Origin of the sequence: Hyphomicrobium sp. MC1, from assembly GCF_000253295.1 — a bacterium.
GTDB lineage: Bacteria > Pseudomonadota > Alphaproteobacteria > Rhizobiales > Hyphomicrobiaceae > Hyphomicrobium_B.
On sequence record NC_015717.1, the window covers coordinates 3,146,197 to 3,164,578 of the forward strand.

The 18,382-nt window shown below is 56.5% G+C and carries 17 protein-coding genes and 1 pseudogene; 8 read left to right on the forward strand and 10 right to left on the reverse strand.

Annotated elements, in window-relative coordinates; genetic code table 11:
• Positions 1 to 342 precede the first annotated feature (342 nt).
• Together HYPMC_RS24560 and HYPMC_RS25070 are read left to right on the forward strand one after the other, a co-directional pair.
• Positions 343 to 705, forward strand: coding sequence for a hypothetical protein (locus HYPMC_RS24560; RefSeq protein WP_197535981.1), 363 nt, complete (start codon positions 343 to 345; stop codon positions 703 to 705).
• A complete protein-coding gene (locus tag HYPMC_RS25070; protein WP_371199598.1) occupies positions 657 to 866 on the forward strand; it encodes a hypothetical protein in 210 nt (69 codons plus the stop codon). Before HYPMC_RS24560 ends, HYPMC_RS25070 begins: the two co-directional genes overlap by 49 nt.
• Before the next feature lie 3 nt (positions 867 to 869).
• Here the strand turns inward: HYPMC_RS25070 and HYPMC_RS15235 are convergent.
• A protein-coding gene (locus tag HYPMC_RS15235) for an IS3 family transposase (protein WP_085941682.1) occupies positions 870 to 2,221 on the reverse strand; the annotation gives its coding sequence in 2 pieces (ribosomal slippage) (positions 870 to 1,885 and positions 1,885 to 2,221; 1,353 coding nt in all).
• A gap of 436 nt (positions 2,222 to 2,657) precedes the next feature.
• On the opposite strand from HYPMC_RS15235, the gene HYPMC_RS15245 reads away from it, so the two are divergent.
• Together HYPMC_RS15245 and HYPMC_RS15250 are read left to right on the forward strand one after the other, a co-directional pair.
• Positions 2,658 to 3,392, forward strand: a complete 735-nt coding sequence (locus HYPMC_RS15245) for a sigma-70 family RNA polymerase sigma factor (protein WP_013948897.1) — start codon at positions 2,658 to 2,660, stop codon at positions 3,390 to 3,392.
• A 240-nt stretch (positions 3,393 to 3,632) separates the two neighbouring features.
• The gene (locus HYPMC_RS15250) at positions 3,633 to 4,502 is read left to right on the forward strand and encodes an SDR family oxidoreductase (RefSeq protein ID WP_013948898.1); all 870 of its coding nucleotides are present in this window, start codon (positions 3,633 to 3,635) and stop codon (positions 4,500 to 4,502) included.
• Here HYPMC_RS15250 and HYPMC_RS15255 read toward each other — a convergent pair.
• On the reverse strand, positions 4,499 to 5,482 hold the full coding sequence (locus tag HYPMC_RS15255; protein WP_013948899.1) for an NAD-dependent epimerase/dehydratase family protein: 984 nt from the start codon (positions 5,480 to 5,482) through the stop codon (positions 4,499 to 4,501). The genes HYPMC_RS15250 and HYPMC_RS15255 overlap by 4 nt on opposite strands.
• 319 nt (positions 5,483 to 5,801) lie before the next feature.
• Between HYPMC_RS15255 and HYPMC_RS15260 the strand changes: the two genes are divergently transcribed.
• Together HYPMC_RS15260 and HYPMC_RS15265 are read left to right on the forward strand one after the other, a co-directional pair.
• A complete protein-coding gene (locus tag HYPMC_RS15260) occupies positions 5,802 to 7,412 on the forward strand; it encodes a B12-binding domain-containing radical SAM protein (protein ID WP_013948900.1) in 1,611 nt (536 codons plus the stop codon).
• A gap of 293 nt (positions 7,413 to 7,705) precedes the next feature.
• Entirely contained in the window at positions 7,706 to 8,152 is a 447-nt protein-coding gene (locus HYPMC_RS15265; RefSeq protein WP_013948901.1) for a PAS domain S-box protein, read from the forward strand.
• Here the strand turns inward: HYPMC_RS15265 and HYPMC_RS24280 are convergent.
• Together HYPMC_RS24280 and HYPMC_RS25075 are read right to left on the reverse strand one after the other, a co-directional pair.
• Positions 8,085 to 8,597 (reverse strand): hypothetical protein, encoded by a 513-nt coding sequence (locus HYPMC_RS24280; RefSeq protein WP_013948902.1) that lies wholly within the window; start codon positions 8,595 to 8,597, stop codon positions 8,085 to 8,087. The two genes, HYPMC_RS15265 and HYPMC_RS24280, sit on opposite strands and share 68 nt — an antisense overlap.
• A 688-nt stretch (positions 8,598 to 9,285) precedes the next feature.
• Positions 9,286 to 9,663, reverse strand: coding sequence for an invasion associated locus B family protein (locus HYPMC_RS25075; protein WP_083832123.1), 378 nt, complete (start codon positions 9,661 to 9,663; stop codon positions 9,286 to 9,288).
• Positions 9,664 to 9,850: 187 nt separating this feature from the next.
• Here HYPMC_RS25075 and HYPMC_RS24290 point away from each other — a divergent pair, with 187 nt between their 5' ends.
• Together HYPMC_RS24290 and HYPMC_RS15280 are read left to right on the forward strand one after the other, a co-directional pair.
• The gene (locus tag HYPMC_RS24290; protein WP_013948906.1) at positions 9,851 to 10,039 is read left to right on the forward strand and encodes a hypothetical protein; all 189 of its coding nucleotides are present in this window, start codon (positions 9,851 to 9,853) and stop codon (positions 10,037 to 10,039) included.
• 408 nt (positions 10,040 to 10,447) lie between these two features.
• Positions 10,448 to 11,716 carry a cyclopropane-fatty-acyl-phospholipid synthase family protein gene (locus tag HYPMC_RS15280; RefSeq protein WP_041301004.1) on the forward strand — a complete coding sequence of 423 codons (1,269 nt, stop codon included), beginning with the start codon at positions 10,448 to 10,450 and terminating at the stop codon, positions 11,714 to 11,716.
• A 76-nt stretch (positions 11,717 to 11,792) separates the two neighbouring features.
• Here HYPMC_RS15280 and HYPMC_RS24915 read toward each other — a convergent pair whose 3' ends face one another.
• The 6 genes and pseudogenes from HYPMC_RS24915 to HYPMC_RS15305 form a co-directional block, all read right to left on the reverse strand.
• Positions 11,793 to 11,924, reverse strand: a complete 132-nt coding sequence (locus HYPMC_RS24915; RefSeq protein ID WP_013948908.1) for a hypothetical protein — start codon at positions 11,922 to 11,924, stop codon at positions 11,793 to 11,795.
• Positions 11,925 to 12,087: 163 nt separating this feature from the next.
• Positions 12,088 to 12,417, reverse strand: a pseudogene (locus tag HYPMC_RS23990) (FGGY-family carbohydrate kinase); the annotation flags it as partial.
• 5 nt (positions 12,418 to 12,422) lie between these two features.
• On the reverse strand, positions 12,423 to 12,623 hold the full coding sequence (locus HYPMC_RS15290) for a hypothetical protein (protein WP_013948910.1): 201 nt from the start codon (positions 12,621 to 12,623) through the stop codon (positions 12,423 to 12,425).
• Positions 12,624 to 12,709: 86 nt separating this feature from the next.
• Entirely contained in the window at positions 12,710 to 12,913 is a 204-nt protein-coding gene (locus HYPMC_RS15295; RefSeq protein WP_013948911.1) for a hypothetical protein, read from the reverse strand.
• A gap of 221 nt (positions 12,914 to 13,134) precedes the next feature.
• Complete coding sequence (locus tag HYPMC_RS15300; protein ID WP_013948912.1) at positions 13,135 to 13,530, reverse strand: hypothetical protein; 396 nt, start codon at positions 13,528 to 13,530, stop codon at positions 13,135 to 13,137.
• Positions 13,531 to 13,644: 114 nt separating this feature from the next.
• Positions 13,645 to 18,045 carry a chemotaxis protein CheB gene (locus HYPMC_RS15305; RefSeq protein WP_013948913.1) on the reverse strand — a complete coding sequence of 1,467 codons (4,401 nt, stop codon included), beginning with the start codon at positions 18,043 to 18,045 and terminating at the stop codon, positions 13,645 to 13,647.
• Positions 18,046 to 18,382: the final 337 nt, after the last annotated feature.

Sequence of the window (18,382 nt, forward strand, 5' to 3'; positions counted from 1 at the left end):
CACCTGGAATACTGTTTGAGATCGAGCGGACTTGGTTCATCGCGGTATGGCCGTTCACGAGAGTTTTGAATCGAACTGCCCGTCTGCATCCAATTGTTCTCGATACCTGCCGGCATCGTGGGCCAGAACCAGACGTCCACATCCGCTGCACGTACTGGCCTCTATCTGATCCGCACCATGAATATTATGAGCGTCAAGCCGCCGCTCCTGATCATATCGAAGATACCAACACCAATCGTCTGGTCGGAGGCACCCTTGCGGACGTCAAAGCCAAGCGATCGAAAGTCGACATAGCCGAGCGCATCATCCGCGGCCTCAAATTGGAATCCGCGTATCGTCCTGGTGAAAGAGTCTTGGACCGAGGCCACGGATTTTCTCAAAACATGCGATGTGATTGTTGGGAGCGTCGATTCCTTCAAAGAGCGTGAACAGCTTGAACGCTCCGCAAGACGGCATCTCATTCCTTATGTCGATATCGGAATGGACGTTCACAAGCTCGGAGACCGCCACTATCTCATCGGCGGCCAAGTCTTTCTCTCATCGCCCGGTCAACCATGTCTGCGCTGCTGCAATATCGTCACCGACGAACGTCTCGAGCAAGAAGCGCTGCGCTATGGAGATGCGGGAAGGGGAGCCTACGCGAAGGCGGTGTGCGCGTGCCCGCCTTCGTCAATTGGCCAGCCAAACTCGAACCGCGCGTTGTGAACGAGCCGCTACACATGGTCGATGTCATGCCGACTCTGTTGGCGCTTGCCGGCGGCAAAGGCAGCAACGATCATCCCTTCGATGGGAAGGTGTCCGTCGTCGAATGCATTGAGACAGTTTGCGGCGTGACTGAGCGGAGGGCTTCGGGTCATCTGGTTTGAAGTTTAAGCGGCTTTCATTTGGTGCTGCAATCGTCGTTTTCGGATGGTCGCGCGTTTGGTCCTTTCTCGTTGCAATAGGATGGTTTGCCCTCGCCCGAAGTAGACATCTGCGGGGGTTAGGTTTTTCAAGCTCTCGTGGTAGCGGCGGTGATTGTAGTGCTCGACGAAGCGTCCGATGTGAGCTTCGAGATCGCCGGGCAGGTAATAGTTTTCGAGCAGGATGCGGTTCTTGAGCGTCTGATGCCAACGCTCGATCTTGCCCTGGGTTTGCGGATGGTGAGGCGCTCCTCGGACGTGGCTCATGCCGTTATCATCGAGCCATTCTGCGAGATCGGCCGAGACGTAGCTCGAACCGTTGTCGCTGAGTAATCGTGGTTTATGGACGACACGGACTTGGTCGCAGCCTGACGCGGCAAGCGCCAGCTGCAAGGTGTCGGTGACGTCTTCCGCTTTCATCGTGGTGCACAGTTTCCAGGCGATGATGTAGCGCGAGAAGTCATCGAGGATGGTCGAGAGATAGAACCAACCCCAGCCGATGACCTTGAGGTAGGTGAAGTCGGTCTGCCAGAGTTGATTGATGGCGGTGGTCTTATCTTTGAACTCGTCAGCAGCTTTGATGACGATGAAGGCCGGACTGGTGATGAGATCGTGGGCTTTCAGCAGGCGGTACACGGACGCCTCAGATACGAAGTAATTCTGGGTATCAGTGAACCGTGTCGCGAGTTCGCGTGGCGACAAGGTGGGCTCGTCGAGCGCCATATTGATGATCCGCCCGCGCACCTCATCAGGAATGCGGTTCCAGACGCGAGACGGCTTCGACGTCTTGTCCTCGAGCGCTTCGACGCCGCCAGACTGATAGCGGTCATACCAGCGATAAAACGAGCCCGGCAGAATGCCGAGCTTATCCAGCGTACGTCGCACGGGCAGACGCGATTGCTCGACGATACGGATGATCTCGAGCTTTTCGGAAGCTGGATATCTCATGCCTCGTCTCCCCCATCCCCGGTCATGCTTTTTTTGAGCAGACGCAGTTCGAGGGCTTGCTCGGCGACAACTTCTTTCAGCTCCAGGGCCTGGCGCTTGAGGTCTTTGACCTCGCTGGTGGTTGCTGATCGGGCTGTGTCACCGGCCAGACGTCGCTTGCCGGCTTCTAGGAACTCCTTCGACCAGCTGTAATACAGGCTCTCGGCGATGCCTTCTCGACGGCAGAGTTCAGCAACCGTGACTTCGCCGCGCAAACCGTCGAGGACGATGCGGATCTTCTCCTCGGCCGAATACTGCTTGCGGGTTGCCCGACGGATGTCGCGAACAAGCCGCTCAGACGGTGTCTCGGGGGTGCTGGATTTAGGTCTCATGCTCCACTCCTCACGTGGTCACGATGAGCCCGAAATCCTCCGTTCCTCAAGCCGCTAATTCTGTCTCACAGGTGATGATGTCGGACAAACAACCTCACGCTTGCCGACGTCTACTTCGGTAGAGGTCAAACCATCCTGATGCAACGAGAAAGGATTAAACGCGATACCATCCGAAAACGACGATTGCAGCCAGTCTCCCCCGACTTGGTGCCGCGCATTTCGGAGCTCTCGGTGCGTCCTGTGTCATTTGTTTTTTTGCCTAAATGTTATCTAATCGCACGACGAGCTGCGCGGGAGGCGAAAGTAGGTAGATTCCGAGCCTAACCCCTCTGTCCGTTGAGCTTTAATCGTAGTGCTCAAACGACTTTCCGCGAATTGCGGCCGAAACGATAAAGTTCCGAGCCGACGAACGGGCGAGACAGTCGAGGAACACGCTATGTCCGCGAACGCCACAGAAAATCGTCAGCAATCTCCTGCTGTGCCCTCAAAGTTGATCACTTGCGAGCGACCGTCTACGGTGAGTAAGTGGAGCGCTCCGGTCTCGCTTCGACATTTTGCAGCGGTTGAAGCACCCCGAAAGTCGGAGACTGCGAAGCCGCTCGTCGCGCAGCCCGATAACAATCGGGCAGAAGTCCTTTTGATCAGAGCAATCCCAAACCTGCGTGCCTTTGCGAAATCGCTATGCAGAGACCCCGGGCGCGCCGACGATCTTGTGCAAGAAACACTCGTCAAAGCCTGGGCCAATCTTGCGCGTTTCGAAAAGGGAACGAACATGAAGGCTTGGTTATTCACGATCCTCCGCAATACGTTTTGCTCACAACACCGCACTCGGCGCCGCGAAGTTGAGGATGTAGAAGGACGAGAGGCCGCGCGCCTATGTGACCTGCCGCGCCAGCAGGCCCATATGGAGTTTGCCGACTTCACGAAGATTTTCGCCTTACTTCGCGATGATCATAAGGAGGCCCTTCTGTTGGTCGGTGCAGAGGGTTTCTCATACATGGAAGCGGCGGCGATCACCGGCATGCCCATCGGCACCGTGAAAAGCAGAGTCAATCGCGCGAGGGCAGCACTAACCCAATTGCTTAGCCTAGATGCGAAAGAAACTTTCGACCCGAACACAGAATTCCTCGGTTTGGCCCGAACTCCGCTCGGAGATAAGAGGATTCAATAGGTGGCGGCGCAATTCGCAGGGGGATCGTCATCAGGACGCAGGGATCTCCACCTCATCTAGCGAAATAACTATCCGCACGCCAACAAATGATCGAATCTATCTCAAAGCGCCGGCTGCCACATCGTCGACTTACACTTCGGCCATTGCCTGCAGGCCCCCCGATGAAAAGCCCATGCTCCATGTCCGGCAGCTTTTCTTTTCTCTTGCAAGCGGCGTCTGCACCAGCGCTGTATATCCCCGATGGTAACAAACGAGAAAGTGACGCACATGCCAATGGACCGGCAGGTTATTGCTGTTTCAGGTGCGGCCAGCGGCATCGGCAAGGAGTTGTGCAGATTGTTCGCCCTACGCGGTGCGAACCTCGGACTTATTGATCATGACAAGTCTGAACTCGACACACTCGCAAGTGAACTTCGCAGTTCCGGCGTTGCATGCTCCTCGGTCGTCGCGGATGTCCGGCAGGGCGACCAGGTCCGCGATGCGCTTCGAACGATCGTCGGCTCGCTCGGCCCCATCGACATCGTGATACCCTGTGCTGGAATCTGTCGCGTATCCACTATTGACGACTTGAAGGGACATGAAATGGAGGACGTTGTCCTCACCAACCTCATGGGCACGGTCCATATGATAGAAGCGGTCCTTCCGTCCATGTTGAAGCGGCGGAGAGGACACATTGTCGGTGTTTCGAGCCTAGCCGGCGTACGCGGGATACCTTACGAAGCGGGATATTCTGCGAGCAAGGCGGGAGTCGCTGCCTACCTCGAGAGCGTCCGGTCTGAGCTGCACCCACGCGGCGTTTCCGTAACGACGGTCTTCCCGGGCTACGTGCTCACTCCGTTGCTCGAGAAGGTCAATGGTTTGACGGGCGGGGACATGTCCAACGGAAAAGCTTGCACGGCCGCCATTGCGGCGGCGAGAATCGTGAAAGCCATCGAAAAGCGAAGCTCACGTCTGTACTTCCCATGGGGACTCGGGGTCGGAGTTCGTTTAAGCCAACTTTTTCCCCCTATGCTTTACGATTGGGTGATGCGACGCGCATTCAGCCGTCTTCCCATCTCCCGAGGTGTCTTAACGCCTTCAAATCCACTCTCGGAACCGGCGAAATTCTAATCGATAAGTTTCTCCGCGATCATCCAGTCGATGCATTCCGTCAGCATGGCATCGAGCGAAACAGGCTTATATCCGAGTTCGAGCATCGCCTTATCGCACCGGCAAATGATGTTGGCGTTTAGGAACGCTGCCGATTCGGCTGTAATGAGTGGCTCTTTTTTCGTCAGCGCCGACAGCCGATCGAGCGAACGTCCAGCGATGCTGAACAACCAGGGTTTGCCGACGCGTTTATTCGTGTCTCGCTGCAGCAGCTCGCCGACAAGCCGGACGATGTCGTGATACGACGCCTCAGGTCCGCCTAACAGATAGTTATCTCCAGTCCGCCCCTTGTCGACCGCCGCGACATGAGCCCGAACGACCGAACCGACATCGCAAAAACAAGCCCGCCCCGCAGGAATGAGGAGAAGTTCCTTGTGCGCCGCCTTGCGGATGAAGGTCGACCAAGATGCCCAATCGTAGCGCCCAATAACGTTTGCAGGATTGAGGATGACGGCATTCAATCCGTCTTCGACGGCCTTCGCCACCTCGTCCTCCGCGACCGTCTTTGAGTGTTGGTAGTTAAAACTTCCCCTTCCGAGTTTTGCGGCGGTTTCATCGAACGGCTCTTTTGCAAGGCCAAAAACTCCGGACGTCGACGTATGAATGAACCGCTTGCTGTGTTTGGCCCGCGCGATGTTGAGCATATTGCGAGTCCCATCGACGTTGGTCAGCCATTGTCGCTGCCGATTGCCCGGCCACATGCTGGTGTCGGCTGCTACATGGAAGACGGCATCGACATTTTCGGGCATCGCGCGATCGAGAGAGAGCGGGTCCTCGATCGAGCCCTCAACAAGTCGGACCGGATATTTTTGCAGATGAGCCAGATTGGAGCTATGCCGGTGAAGCGCAGTGACCTCCCAACCCGATGCGGTGAGATGCTCTACGAGATTGAGACCCACAAAGCCGGTGCCGCCAGTGACAAAAGCAGTCTTCGAAGGCATTGCATTCCCTTGCGCCAGCGTGACGACACCACTTTGTCACGAACCGTTGCCCGCGCAAAGCGCTCTGCTTGTGCATGCCGGTGGTAGTGACAGACATCGGTGACCTACCGCAAAATCGAATTCTATTGTGATCACGATGCGATCGAAGCGCCCCATCCGAGAGCGCGACGCCTTCCCGCGCGGAAATCCCTCTCTCCGAAGGAAAAAAACTTCGCGTTCCCTTCGGAACTCTGCGACGCTGCCGAGGCTTTACAACAAGACTGCCGTTAGCGGCGCTGAGATCGGCGGTCACCTTACGGGCGGGAAGGGAGAAGCGACAGTGGCCGATATCATCATTATCAATCCGCGCTTTGATGTATCCTTTTGGGGTATGGAAAAATGCATGGGTATGCTCGGCAAGCGTGCCAATCTGCCCGTCGCCTGTCTCCCGCTCCTAGCCGCGTTGGTTCCCAAACATCACGACGTCACGCTCATCGACGAGAACGTCGATGAGATCGATTTTGAGCGTGTCGGCCGCGCGGACATAGTTTGCGCTACAGGGATGAGCATCCAGGGTCGGCGCCTTCGTGAAATTCTTGCCGAAGTTCGCCGCCGTGGCGTGCTCACTGTCGTGGGCGGTGCAATGGCGACTGTCGAGCCGCAAGAACTCGAGGGCTTGGCGGACGTCATTTTTGTCGGTGAAGCCGATGAAACATTTCCTCGGTTTCTGCGGGAATGGGAACTGGGGAACCACGCGAGCCGCTACGTTCAAGCCGATAAGACTGACATGACCACCCTTCCCCCGCCACGGCTGGATCTCCTCAAGTCGCAGCATTACATGTTTGGCAGCATGCAGATTTCACGCGGATGCCCGTTCACCTGCGAATTTTGTGATATCATCGTCACCTTCGGCCGCAAACCGAGACTGAAATCGAGCGCGCAGGTTATAGCGGAACTCGATGCGTATTATCGGGCCGGAATAAAAATCGTCTTCGTCGTCGACGACAATCTGATCGGTAACAAGAAAGCGATAAAGCCGATCTTGCGGGACATGATCCTCTGGCAAGAGAAGCACGCCTACGCCCTCACTTTGTTCACGGAAGCGTCTCTCGACCTAGCTGAAGACGATGAACTGATGGAGTTAATGGGACGGGCTGGATTTCAGAGCGTCTTCATCGGCATCGAAAGCCCCAATGAAGCCTCGCTTAGGGAAACGAAAAAACTTCAAAATGTCCGGGAAAGAGCGGGCACCCTCATCGAACGGGTCCATCGCATTCAAAACCGTGGGCTCGACGTCTGGTGCGGAATGATCGTTGGCTTCGACAGCGACAAAGCCTCGGTGTTTGGCGAGTTGCCGCGCTTTCTCAATGAGGCTCGCATCGGCAACGCGCTGATTGGACTTCTGCATGCAATCCCCACCACGCCCCTTTATGATCGCCTTAGAAACGAAGGTCGGCTGAACGATGATGAAGACAGCGCCGCTTTCGGCACCAATGTCGCCCCATTGGGCATGTCGCGCGAAGATCTGCGAAAAGGCTTCGTAATGGTCACGGGCCAGGCGTATTCGGCCGACGCTTATTTCAACCGCATCGATGCGCTCTTCGTCGACGGAAATTTCCGCTTTGCGGCGCACCGGCTCGCTTACTGGCGGAGCCATCGCTTGGCCTGGACCAAAAGTTGCATCGAAAATTACCTCATGTTCTTTGTCCTCGCGGGTCGCTTGGTTTCCGGGAACGTCGATCCAAAGCTGCGCACCAAATATCGCTCGCAGCTGTTACGTGCGTTCTGGGCGAGACGGTTCGAACCGCAACTTCTCTTTACGTACGCGGTCAAGACGGCCATGCACTATCACTACGCCTCGATTAGCGACGAACTCACGGCCGCGGGTGACGGGCCTCTTCCACAAGCCGTGCGCTCTTTCTCTCGTAGTCCAGGACGGGAAGCCGCCTAGCCGACGTCGTGTGACTTCTGCGGCCCCGCGCAAGCGTTTCTGTGCACCATGCTCCCGAGATCCTTTTCTACAAGCGGAATCGCGTCGCCTTCACGAGATGATGGGGAAGAGGCGAAAGGGCATAGGTAGTTTCCGAGCCTTGGGTGCAGCGGTGACGGCCGTATCATGCCATTGGTGGGCTTGTGATCAGACAATTGTGACACCTACCTTGGACGCATTGCTCAGCTTAGTGAACGTCGGGCCGTGAACCCTTTGCTCAAACGCGCGACGGTTCACAAGGAAGTAGAGTCCGTATGAGTGGTAACGATTCCGAAAGATCTCCCCTCAAAGGCTCGCTGCTTCAGCTTGCAGGAATGCTGCAATCCGCCGTCGATGCGATCATCTCGATCGATGCGGCCGGAACCGTCGAGAGCATCAATCCCGCAACGGAAAGGCTCTTCGGATATTCCTCAGATGAACTCGTCGGGCAGAATGTCAAAATGCTGATGCCGGAGCCCTATCGGGGCCAGCATGATGGCTATATCCGCCACTACCGCGAGACCGGGCAGCATAAAATCATAGGAAGTGGCCGCGAGGTGTTGGGGCGACGTAAGGATGGTTCGACTTTCACGATGCATCTGTCGGTCAGCGTCGATCGCAGTGAGATTGAGAATGCCGTGCTTAACCTCGCCATCAACGCGAGAGACGCGATGAAAGCTTTCGGGCCAATGCTCCAAGTTCCGTCACTCGCCGCAATTTGAGGAATCCTCGAGTGTTGCAGCCGCACGTTTCGACGGCTGCCCTCGCGGTTTTCTGCGCGTTGTCCTCCTCCAAGCGGCGCTGTGCGGCTGTCGGATTTCTGACGAGGATCGCCATCACCGATTGCGATGCACAGATGGAAACTGCAAGCACGTGACGCTCCAGGGCCCCAAGTTGCTGGGAGCAATTCGCTTCCGCCGCGATGCGCGATGGCGCCCATCCGGTATCACGCTCGATGAGGATTGCTGCAACAAGCGCGACACAGTCGGAATCTTGAACGCCAACAGACGCGGCGCGGCGCGCCAGCGCAGCAGCGAAGTCCAAGCGCGCCTCATACTCAGCTTCCTGTTCTTCTGTCGTGTTCGGCTCGCGCTCCATGGTGGTTGAAATCGCTTCTCCGCTTCGAGCCCAGTTTTCGGCGTCCGTCAGGATCTGACTTTTCGGCATCTTCATTGACCTCCAGCTGCACTCAACCGGGCGCAATCCAAATTCATAGAACTCGGGAATTCATCCCAAAAAGTCCCAGAATATTTTGGTCGCCCAACGCCGACTCGACTTGTTCAAAGCAGCTTGTGACAGCCTTCGAATTGCCGCGCTAATGCATGTTAGGTGAATACGTTGGAATGAACAGCGGCCACTCGTTCTTCTTAGACTCCGACTGGTGGATGCTTGCGCGTCCCATTCCGGGTCGCAATATTGCGGCTATACCGTTATCGCTGTCGAGAATGCGTTGTACGACGTTCGCCACGGCGGCATGCTTGCCGGAAGTAGGCTAGATTTCGGCGGCCTGGCGATGAATGACGACAACGTCGGTGAGGACGCCTCGCGATTATTTTCAGCTCGGTCAACGCAAGCAGAAGCGATTCACAGATGCCCAGCGCGGCCGTTCCGCCGGCGTCAAATATTTCATGCCGTGTCATCGGAAACATCCATCGTGCTGGCTAATTGTCAGCCCGTGGGCGATAATCGGGCGCTCAGCTGCCGCTCTATGCTTCGCGGCCCGTTGCGTTCAACCTACGGGCTTTAAGCTGAAGAAGCGCTGACCGACGTTAGTCTTTATGGCAATTTAAATGTCCACCAAAGCTGGACTGTTCTTCGAATTTGGCGGCCAATTTCGCGGGCCTCGCTAAGACGCTTATTTGCTCTCTTTCAGGTAGATTTGGTAGGCGCCCGGAAAGCCACGCGTCGAAAAATTCAGGTTTAGCGCCCGCTTCGAGACGCTTTGCGCAACAACCGATATTTTCGATGACTTTCGGATTTGGCTGAGCATTGGCTCGGTGAGGTCGAACGGAGCGAAGCATCCACCCCGGTGGCAAGCGGTATAGGGCACGGTGAACGCATTCTGTTCCCCGTCAGGACCTACCGGACAGATTGAGCTGATTGCGTAAGAGACAGCTTGCGGCTCATCGTAACCCGAGGAGGGACACGATGAGACAGCATGGCAAGCAGTGGTCTGCAGCCGAAGAAATGAGCCAATTGTCTCATGAGTAGATTCCGAGTCTCGATTGCACAGGCTGTCTCTGTTTTAGTGAGGATGGCCATGGGCATCCCTGTGTGCGTGTCGCGGTAACCGGTCCGCAGACGACTTTGTCCCGCGCCGAACTCCGCCTGTAACTGCCTGAGCAGGTCAGAGCGTCGGCCGAAAAGAATATGGAGCAAGCTCGTGCCTCGTATGGTGAGGTTAATAAGGAGAAAAGAGCATGTCAGTTATTGAACGTGATGCGAGCGTCGGGGCGCCGCGCCAGAGTAGCCCTGGCCAAATAGTAGTGACCGACGACAGCGCGCGAGGCGGTCCTGAAGGCCGTCGCGTTCTCTATGTTCTGGTGGGCGTGATGCTGGGCACCGCAATTGCAGTTTATTTGGTAGCCCGTAACGCCGGCTTCTTCTGAGCGCTTTGAATTGGCCCGGGAGCCATGTGCGCACTTTTATCCCTCCAAAATGCCATCGCTGTGGTCAGGCCGACGGATCGGCGCACGTATTTCGCGATGAGGAGATTTCGAAACGCGGATCGATCGCAAGAAATACGAAATGAGTCGAAACGCGAAGGGGAATTAGGTGCAAACATGTGACGATATCGTAGCATCCGTGTGGTGAGTTAGCCGCCGCCACCGGGGCGCGGGGTGGTAGCAAAGATCGGGGGCGATCGTAAAGCCTTACCGATCTACCCGGCGACTTTGTCAACAAAATCGGCCCTGAGCGTACAGCAAGCCTGAACGTTGATTACCATGACGATAGCCGATGCGGAACCAGACGGCGCTTGGCAGGTTCTGGCTTTTGGTTGCTTTGGTCGCGATGCGATGATTTTTGCCCTTCGATCCCTTATTAATCGCTGCATCCAACATGGGTCGTTGACCCTTGTGCTTCCCGGCGGGGAGCAACTGACGACGGGTGATGGCTCAGGTCTGCCGCTCATTATAAGGCTCAAGGACACGCGCGCCATACTAGAGCTTCTTCTGAATCCCGAGTTGGCGCTCGGCGAACTTTACATGGACGGCCGCTTGATCGTGTCTGGCGGCTCGATTTATGATTTTCTTGACCTGCTCGGCCGCAATATGCCCGGGTTGGTACCGCCTCAAATTGGTCGTTGGCGGCACGCAATCAGAACAGGAATTGACAGGTGGAAGCGCGTGAACTCGGAGAAGATCGCCAGGCGCAATGTCCACTATCATTATGATATCGACGATCGCATTTATTCGTTGTTCCTTGATCGGGACCGGCAATATTCCTGCGCATATTTTGAATCTGAACATCAGAATCTTGAGCAGGCGCAGATCGCCAAAAAGCGGCATATCGCAGCAAAGTTGCTAGTTCCCACAGGCGCATCAGTGCTTGACATCGGCAGTGGCTGGGGCGGGTTGGCACTTTATCTCGCAGACTTCTATAGCGCCCACGTAACCGGTTTGACCCTGTCGCCCCAGCAGCTCAAGATGGCGGAGCGGCGCGCCGATGAAAAAGGCCTGAAGCCGCGCGTCCATTTCTGTCTTCAGGACTACCGCGCCCTATCCGACACATTCGACCGCATCGTATCAGTTGGTATGTTCGAGCACGTCGGGCTCCGTAGTTATGAAACCTTCTTTAAAGTGATCAGCCGAAGCCTCAAGCCGGACGGCATCGCCTTGCTGCATTCGATCGGGCGCCTCGACGGACAAAGCGCAACAAACCCATGGATCGCAAAATACATATTTCCAGGGGGACACATGCCCTCGCTAGCGGAAGTTCTTCCCGCCGTTGAGAATTCAGGACTCATCGTCACCGATATCGAGATCCTGAGGTTGCACTATGCCGACACGCTTGCGGCGTGGCGCAACCGTTTCCTCAGTCATCGCGCAGATGCTGCGGCCGTTCTCGGCGAAAGGTTCTGCCGTATGTGGGAATTCTATCTGGCAGGAAGCGAAGTTGGTTTTCGCTACGGCGGACTGATGGTTTTCCAAATGCAACTTACCAGGAAGATCGACGCGATTCCCAACACGAGGAACTACATCGCCGAAGAAGAGTCGCGGCTACGCCAACTGGAGCAAGCCGCAGCAAAGCACGAGGCTGTTATGCAGTTAGTTCATTCCCGATGATGGTCCACGGTCGCGAAGCGAACGGATGCGCGTGCCGAGGGGACTGCCGATCGAAAGGGAATTTTCTCGAAGCTGATCAACACTTATCGCCGCCCATCGCCAAATCGCGGAGTTCGACTACGAGAGACGCCACCTCCGACGCGCCTGCATCGCGATCATCGTCTCCGAAAATCGCAAGCGCCATGCCGCGAATTCTTTCATAGGCCATACTAATGCGGCTCAAACGCGCCGAGATTTTTAATTACCGATCCATCAGACAGGCGACGATCGAATTCGGTGACCGGACCCGGCTGATCGGCGGCAACGGTTGCGGAAAGTGATCCGTAGTCAAGGCATTGGAATTGTTCTACGCGCCCGCGAAAACAACAGTTTCCATCGACGCGAAGCACTATATCCACTCTTGTTGGCCAGTCCGCATGCATCGCTTCCAAGAGGTCGCGTGTCTGATACCCAACGGCTTCAAACGCTGCCTGTGCAATTTCAGCAGGCCCCGAATTGCGCGTCAGGCCCAGAAGCGCGCCTCGCGCCTCAGCATCCCAATAGGGCGCGCCCAATCCTACGAATGCTGGCACAAGATATACTTCCTCTCGAGGATCGGCTTTTTTCGCTAACGCGTCAGCCTCTGAGGAACGGGAGATCAGGTGGAGGCCGTCTCGTAGCCACTGCACTAAACTCTGGCGCGAATACAAAGGTCCCGGGAGAATGTCTAAAAAGGCGACCGCCCAAATCCCTTGATCGCTGTCTCGATCGTTGTCGAGACGCGCCGATAGGCAACAAACGATAACCCTTCGATAAGCTCTTCAGTCGTATCGACCGTGTAAGTTCCCGGCCCAAGCGGCTCTTCAAATCCGGGCAGCAGGAAGGGACGCTGGAACGTAACTAGTTTCCGCATTGTTCGTTCGAGCATGGCCGCCTCCGTCGATTTTCGATCTCGGTTATTGCGCCGCCCCTAGCGATTACCGCTAGGAGCGACGTTCGACAGCTACGCAAAAACTAAAGCTGCCGGCCATTGGCAAACGCCTCGACATCCTTCGCGGCCTGGGTTTTGTCCAGCTGATACTTGGATTGAACCTGAGCGACGAGGTCGTCCTTGGTTTTCAGTGCGCTCACTTCTTGAGCACTGATTTTTGACCACTTGTTCGCGATTTCAGAGCGCATCCCAGAAGGGGTCGCTGCGCTGGCGGTGTTCTCGGCCATGTCAAATCTCCTAAATAATTCACAGAATAAGAACAATGAGAATACGAATTATCCTAATCATTCATTCGAATCATAAATATAAGTGGTGTTAAAATTAAGTCGTACAATGCATTTTTAAAATAAAAATAGCCTATCGTCAGCGAGGCAAGTCTTCAAATTACTGAAGTATGCGTGTCTATATTTTCGTAATATCTCCGCCATCGACCGACAATCCCAAGCAACTAAGATTTAAATACTCGCATTGAACCTTCGTCTTTCGCTCCACCAAGCGGCAATTGCAGCTTCGCTCGAAATTCCGCGAACACTTCTTCGACCGCCTTGATGCCCTTTCCGATCAAGGCCGCCTCGTCGGCGGTAGGCCCCGAAGCGATGACCGCTCTCGCGTCGTTGATCACGGCGAACTCGACTTCATCGAGCCACGGCCCGACGATACCGCCGTGTTGCTCAGCGAGTACTCCCAGTACCTTCTCCAACGCGCTAGCTAGTGCTTGAATGGCCAACATCGCCACGACGAGAAGCCCATGGGACACCTCAGCCCGACGGACGGCCTGTGATTGAAGGGACGCATCGTCCGCGGCCAGTTTGTCGAGCAAAGCCTCCAACTGCGATCGGTTCATCGTGCATACTCCGTTGTTCAGGGGCGCCGCCGTGGATCGCCTGAAGGCAATCCCAGATCCCGCTAGGCTAGGAGGGCGAAGCCGACCACTCTCACTTGGAGCCGGCCAGCATTATCAAACGTCGGCTTGCGCCGTCCTTGCTGCGGCAAGCGCCAAACGCGCTAACGCCGGCAGCGACTTCGCACCGGTCCGGGTCATGATCTCTGCCCGATGGTTTTCGACAGTTCGCTGACTGATGCCAAGATCGGCAGCGATGTTCTTGCTGGGATGTCCGGCGAGCACAAGATCCATAATTTGACGTTGCCGCGGTGTAAGTTCCGCGATCTGGCTTGCAGCGGACTTCTGCCAAGCAACCAGTTTGTTTGCATCCCTCGATTGCTCGAACGCGCGTTGGATGCTGTCCAACAAAGCATGTCGACCGATCGGCTTCTCGACGAAATCGGAAGCGCCGGCTTTCATGGCTTGAACTGCGATCTGCACATCGCTATTACCGGTCATCATGATTGCCGGGAGCCGGTGGGCCGCTTGATGGAGCCGCGACAGCAGTTCCAGCCCGCTCATTCCCGGCAGGTAGGCGTCCACCAACAGGCACGCTTCACCGCCCGCGTGATAAGCCTCTAGAAACGCCTCGCAACACGCAAAATCCTCGACCGCCCAGCCTTCGTCCTCGAGCACACTGCGAATGGCGTCTCGGACGTTTCCGTCGTCGTCAACGACATAGATCACAGGAGCCGTCGCACCGCTAACCGTCGCGGCATTGCGAGCGACCGCGGGCATCTGCGAACGCGGCGCCGGTAAGAGACGTTGGATGGCGCTTATCAATTCCTGCACGTTCACGGGCTTATTAAGTTGCACGCAGTTCGCGCCGGCAATATCGCGCAGGGTTTCGGTCGAAATATCGCCGGTGAGAATGATGACGGGAGTTTTAAGTTCGAATTTCTTGCGCAGTGCGGTTGCGAGTTGAAGCCCATTGAGGCCATTTGGAAGATTGAAGTCGGTCAGGATGAGATCGGGCCGGATCGCCCGGCGCTCCAGCATCGCCTGTGCCGCCACGCCGTCGGGTGCCGTAACCGCGCGGTGACCTTCGCCCTCTAATAAAAGTTCGAGAAGCTGGCGCAATTCCGGATCGTCCTCGACAACAAGGATATCGCTGCCGCCACGGGCCGCGTCGGGATCCGCGGGCTTGCTCTCGGGCCGCTGGGACGCTAGCGGCCGGTCAGCTCCGCTTCGTCGCATGTCGATATCGACCGTGAAGACCGATCCCTTGCCGGGCACAGAGCGCACACTAACCTGATGGCCGAGCAAGCGACCCAACCGCTGAACGATCGAGAGACCGAGGCCCAGGCCGCGACTCCGCTCGCGCGCGGCGTTATCGAGCTGATGGAATTCGCCGAATATTGCTTGGTAGTCCTTCTCGGGAATCCCGATTCCTGTGTCCCAGACCTGAATCGTTAGCCGGTCTTTGTGCCGGCGGCAGCCCAGGAGCACCTTCCCATTTTCGGTGTACTTTAATGCATTGCCGAGGAGATTGCGGATCATCTGTTCGAGTAGGCGCGGATCACTATCTATCGAAGCCCCGCACGCGACGACGCGAAGCTCGATATTTCTGTCCTTCGCGAGATAGGTGAATTCGTCCCTTAGGCGATTGAGAAGTTCATTGATTGGAAACCTGACGACTTCACCGCGGACGATACCGGCCTCGATCTGATTGATATCGAGCAGCGCGTTCAACATGCCCGACATGGCAGCCAACGTCTCCTCGATCCGCCCGACGAGCTTCCGAGCTTTCTCGCCTTCAACGACCTTGGCCAATAGACCCTGGATCAGTGCGAGGGATTGCAGCGGCTGACGCAAATCGTGGCTGGCGACGGCCAGAAACCGCGATTTTGCGAGATTTGCCGAATCGGCTTGCTGCTTAGCCGCTTCCAGCGCCTTCGATGTCTCTTTGCGGCCGGTCACGTTGTCAAACGTAATGACGACGCCTTCGATGCCATTGTCCTGCGTGCGGTATGGCAGGATGCGCCTGCCATACCACTCGCCACTGTTGGCTTCGATTTCCCGCTCTATGGGCTTGAGAGTTTGTAGGACCGTTCGGGCATCCTTCAGAAGGAATCGATCGGAAGCGAGTGAGCTGAGGTCGGCGAGCGGGCGTCCGATGTCACCGGGGATCACATTGAACAGGGATTTCGTCGCCGGCGTAAAAAAGCGGATGTTGAGTTGGGTATCAAGAAACAGGGTCGCGACATCGGTACTGTACAAAATATTTTGTAGATCGTTCGATGTCGTGCGTTGCCGGTCCAGCGTCTCCTGTAGCTGACTGTTAAGGGCGGTCAGCTCCTCGTTCAGCGACTGCAATTCCTCTTTGGAGGTTAGCAGCTCTTCATTCGTCGACTGAAACTCTTCATTAACGGAAAGAGCTTCTTCGTTGATCGCCTTCTGCTCTTCACCCGAGATCTCGAGATTGTGGATCGCGCCTTCAAGTTCCGTTCGCGTCGCATCGAGCTCCTTCTCAAGCTCTATGACGCGGGGAACGTCTCCAGCGGGAGATCGCCGAGCCTCTTTGCTGTCATCCAGAGGTTGGTCGATAAAGCAGATTAGCAGGAGCTCTTCGCCATCGCTCGACGTTGGCTGCACAGCGATACTATATGCCTGCGCATCATGGTTTCCCCCGATGCGCCCGCCCTGCACGACGATGCGCGCATTTTCTTGAATGGCTCTCTGAATTGCCGAGCGGAGCTTCGTACGCATGCCCTCGCGGGCCATAGTGAGCAGGTCGTGCATCGGGCGGCCCGACGCGATTTTTAGATAGCGATCAGTCGGCCCAAGGTAATAGAGGCACTCGTACTTGCGATTAATCAAGACCGCGGCAGGAGCATACGTCTCGATGACCAATTGCTTGCAGAGGTCGGCCAAGGCGGCTTGGCGCGACGAAACAGGATCCACAGCCAATCGCAAAGCCGATCGCGTCGCGCCACCGGCGTTCCTCGAAAATCCGAAATCTCCCTGATGGTTTCGACCGACGCGCCGATAGAGCCTGGTCGCCTTCGAAACCACCGCGAAGCGGCCGTCGCCGCTTCCGACCGTCTCCGAACTACCAAGAAGCAGCAGGCCGCCCTCTCGGAGAGCGAAATGGAAAGCCGACATGGCTTTTGCCTGGGCCTCGGTCTGCAAATAGATGAGGAGATTACGGCAGGATACAAAGTCAATGCGCGAGAACGGCGGATCGGTCAGCACATCCTGCACAGTGAAGACCACTATTGCTCGTAGCGCAGGCGACACCCGGTAGCTGCGGTCCTCTTTGGAAAAAAAGCGAGCGAGCCTCTCCGGCGACACGTCGGCCTGAATGGATTCGGGATAAAGGCCCTCGCGGGCGCTCGCAACCGCGTCAGTATCGACGTCGGAAGCAAAAACCTGGAGTTTGATGTTGCGATTGGATGCTGCGATGCCTTCAAGAAAAAGCATCGCAACGGAATACGTCTCCTCCCCGGTGCTGCAGCCGGCGACCCAGACGCGTAGTGCCTGATCGATAGGATGTTCCTTAATCAGTTCCGGTATGGTCGTCTCGGCGAGGAACTTAAAGACTTCCGGGTCGCGAAAGAAATTCGTGACATTTATGAGCAGGTCCTTGGCCAGGAGCTCAAGTTCATTCGAGTCGCCGTGCAGAACATCAAGATATTTCTTCATACCGTTGGTCCCGATCGAAAGCATGGCCATACGCCGCTCGATCCGCCGCTGGAGGGTACCTCTCTTGTACAGCGTGAAATCGTGATCCGTTTTCGCGCGCAACAGATCGATGATCTCGGATAGCCAATCCAGTGCAGACGCTGTTCTCGTGGCGTCGCCTTGCGTCCGCGCAATTGCAATCTGCCGGGCGCGGTCGATCAGTGCACTCCCGATCTCCGCGACGGGCAGAATAAAATCGACCATGCCCGTTGAGATCGCGCCGCGCGGCATGCCATCGTAGCCGGCTTCTTCGGGATTCTGGGCGATCACCAATCCGCCGTTTTGTTTCACGGCCTTGAGCCCGAGACTGCCATCGGCCCCGGTGCCGGAAAGAATAACGCAGACAGCGAGCGGGCCAAAGTCATCGGCCATCGAGCGCAAGAGGAAATCAAACGGCAGCCGGGCGCCGTGCCGCTCCTGCGGTTGCGACACGTGCAGCACGCCGTCGCCGACAGAGAGATAAGTTCCGGGGGGAATAACATAGAGATGGTCGCGCTCGATCGACATTCCCTCTTTTGCCTGCCGGACGCTCATCGACGTCGATCCGGACAACAAATCGACCATCATGCTTTCGTGGGTTGGATCGAGATGCTGAATGAGGATGAAAGCCATGCCGTTGCTGGCGGGAAGCCCGCCAATAAGCTTCCTGCAGGCCTCTAGGCCGCCGGCCGATGCACCTATGCCGACAATTGGAAAAACGAGAGAATCTGATGGTGGACCTCGCGCCGGAACCGCCTGCGCACTTGCCGGCGGGCCGGTGACTTTGACTGGAGGTAATTTATCGGTCGGCATACGCGAAGGTCCTAAAGAAGCTTGCCCCCGGACAGGTCGCCCGACCACACAGTAACACAACCCTTCCTTCGCAGGATGTTAATAGCTGCGCGAAACACGCGCATCTGCGTATCGCCTCGCCGCTCGTGCCGTCCTAACGCAAACGCCTAAGTAGTTTCCGACCCTCATCAAGGCGGGGCTATTCCGGATATGCTTCTCCCCTTCGAGACTCGTGCGTAGTTCATGATCAGCCACCAATTGATTCATGGTCGCGCAAGGATTGATAATGAGGGCTCGGAACCTACCAAGCCAGCTGCCGCGCAAAACGTGATCGCGATCAGGACGTGTCCGGACGCTT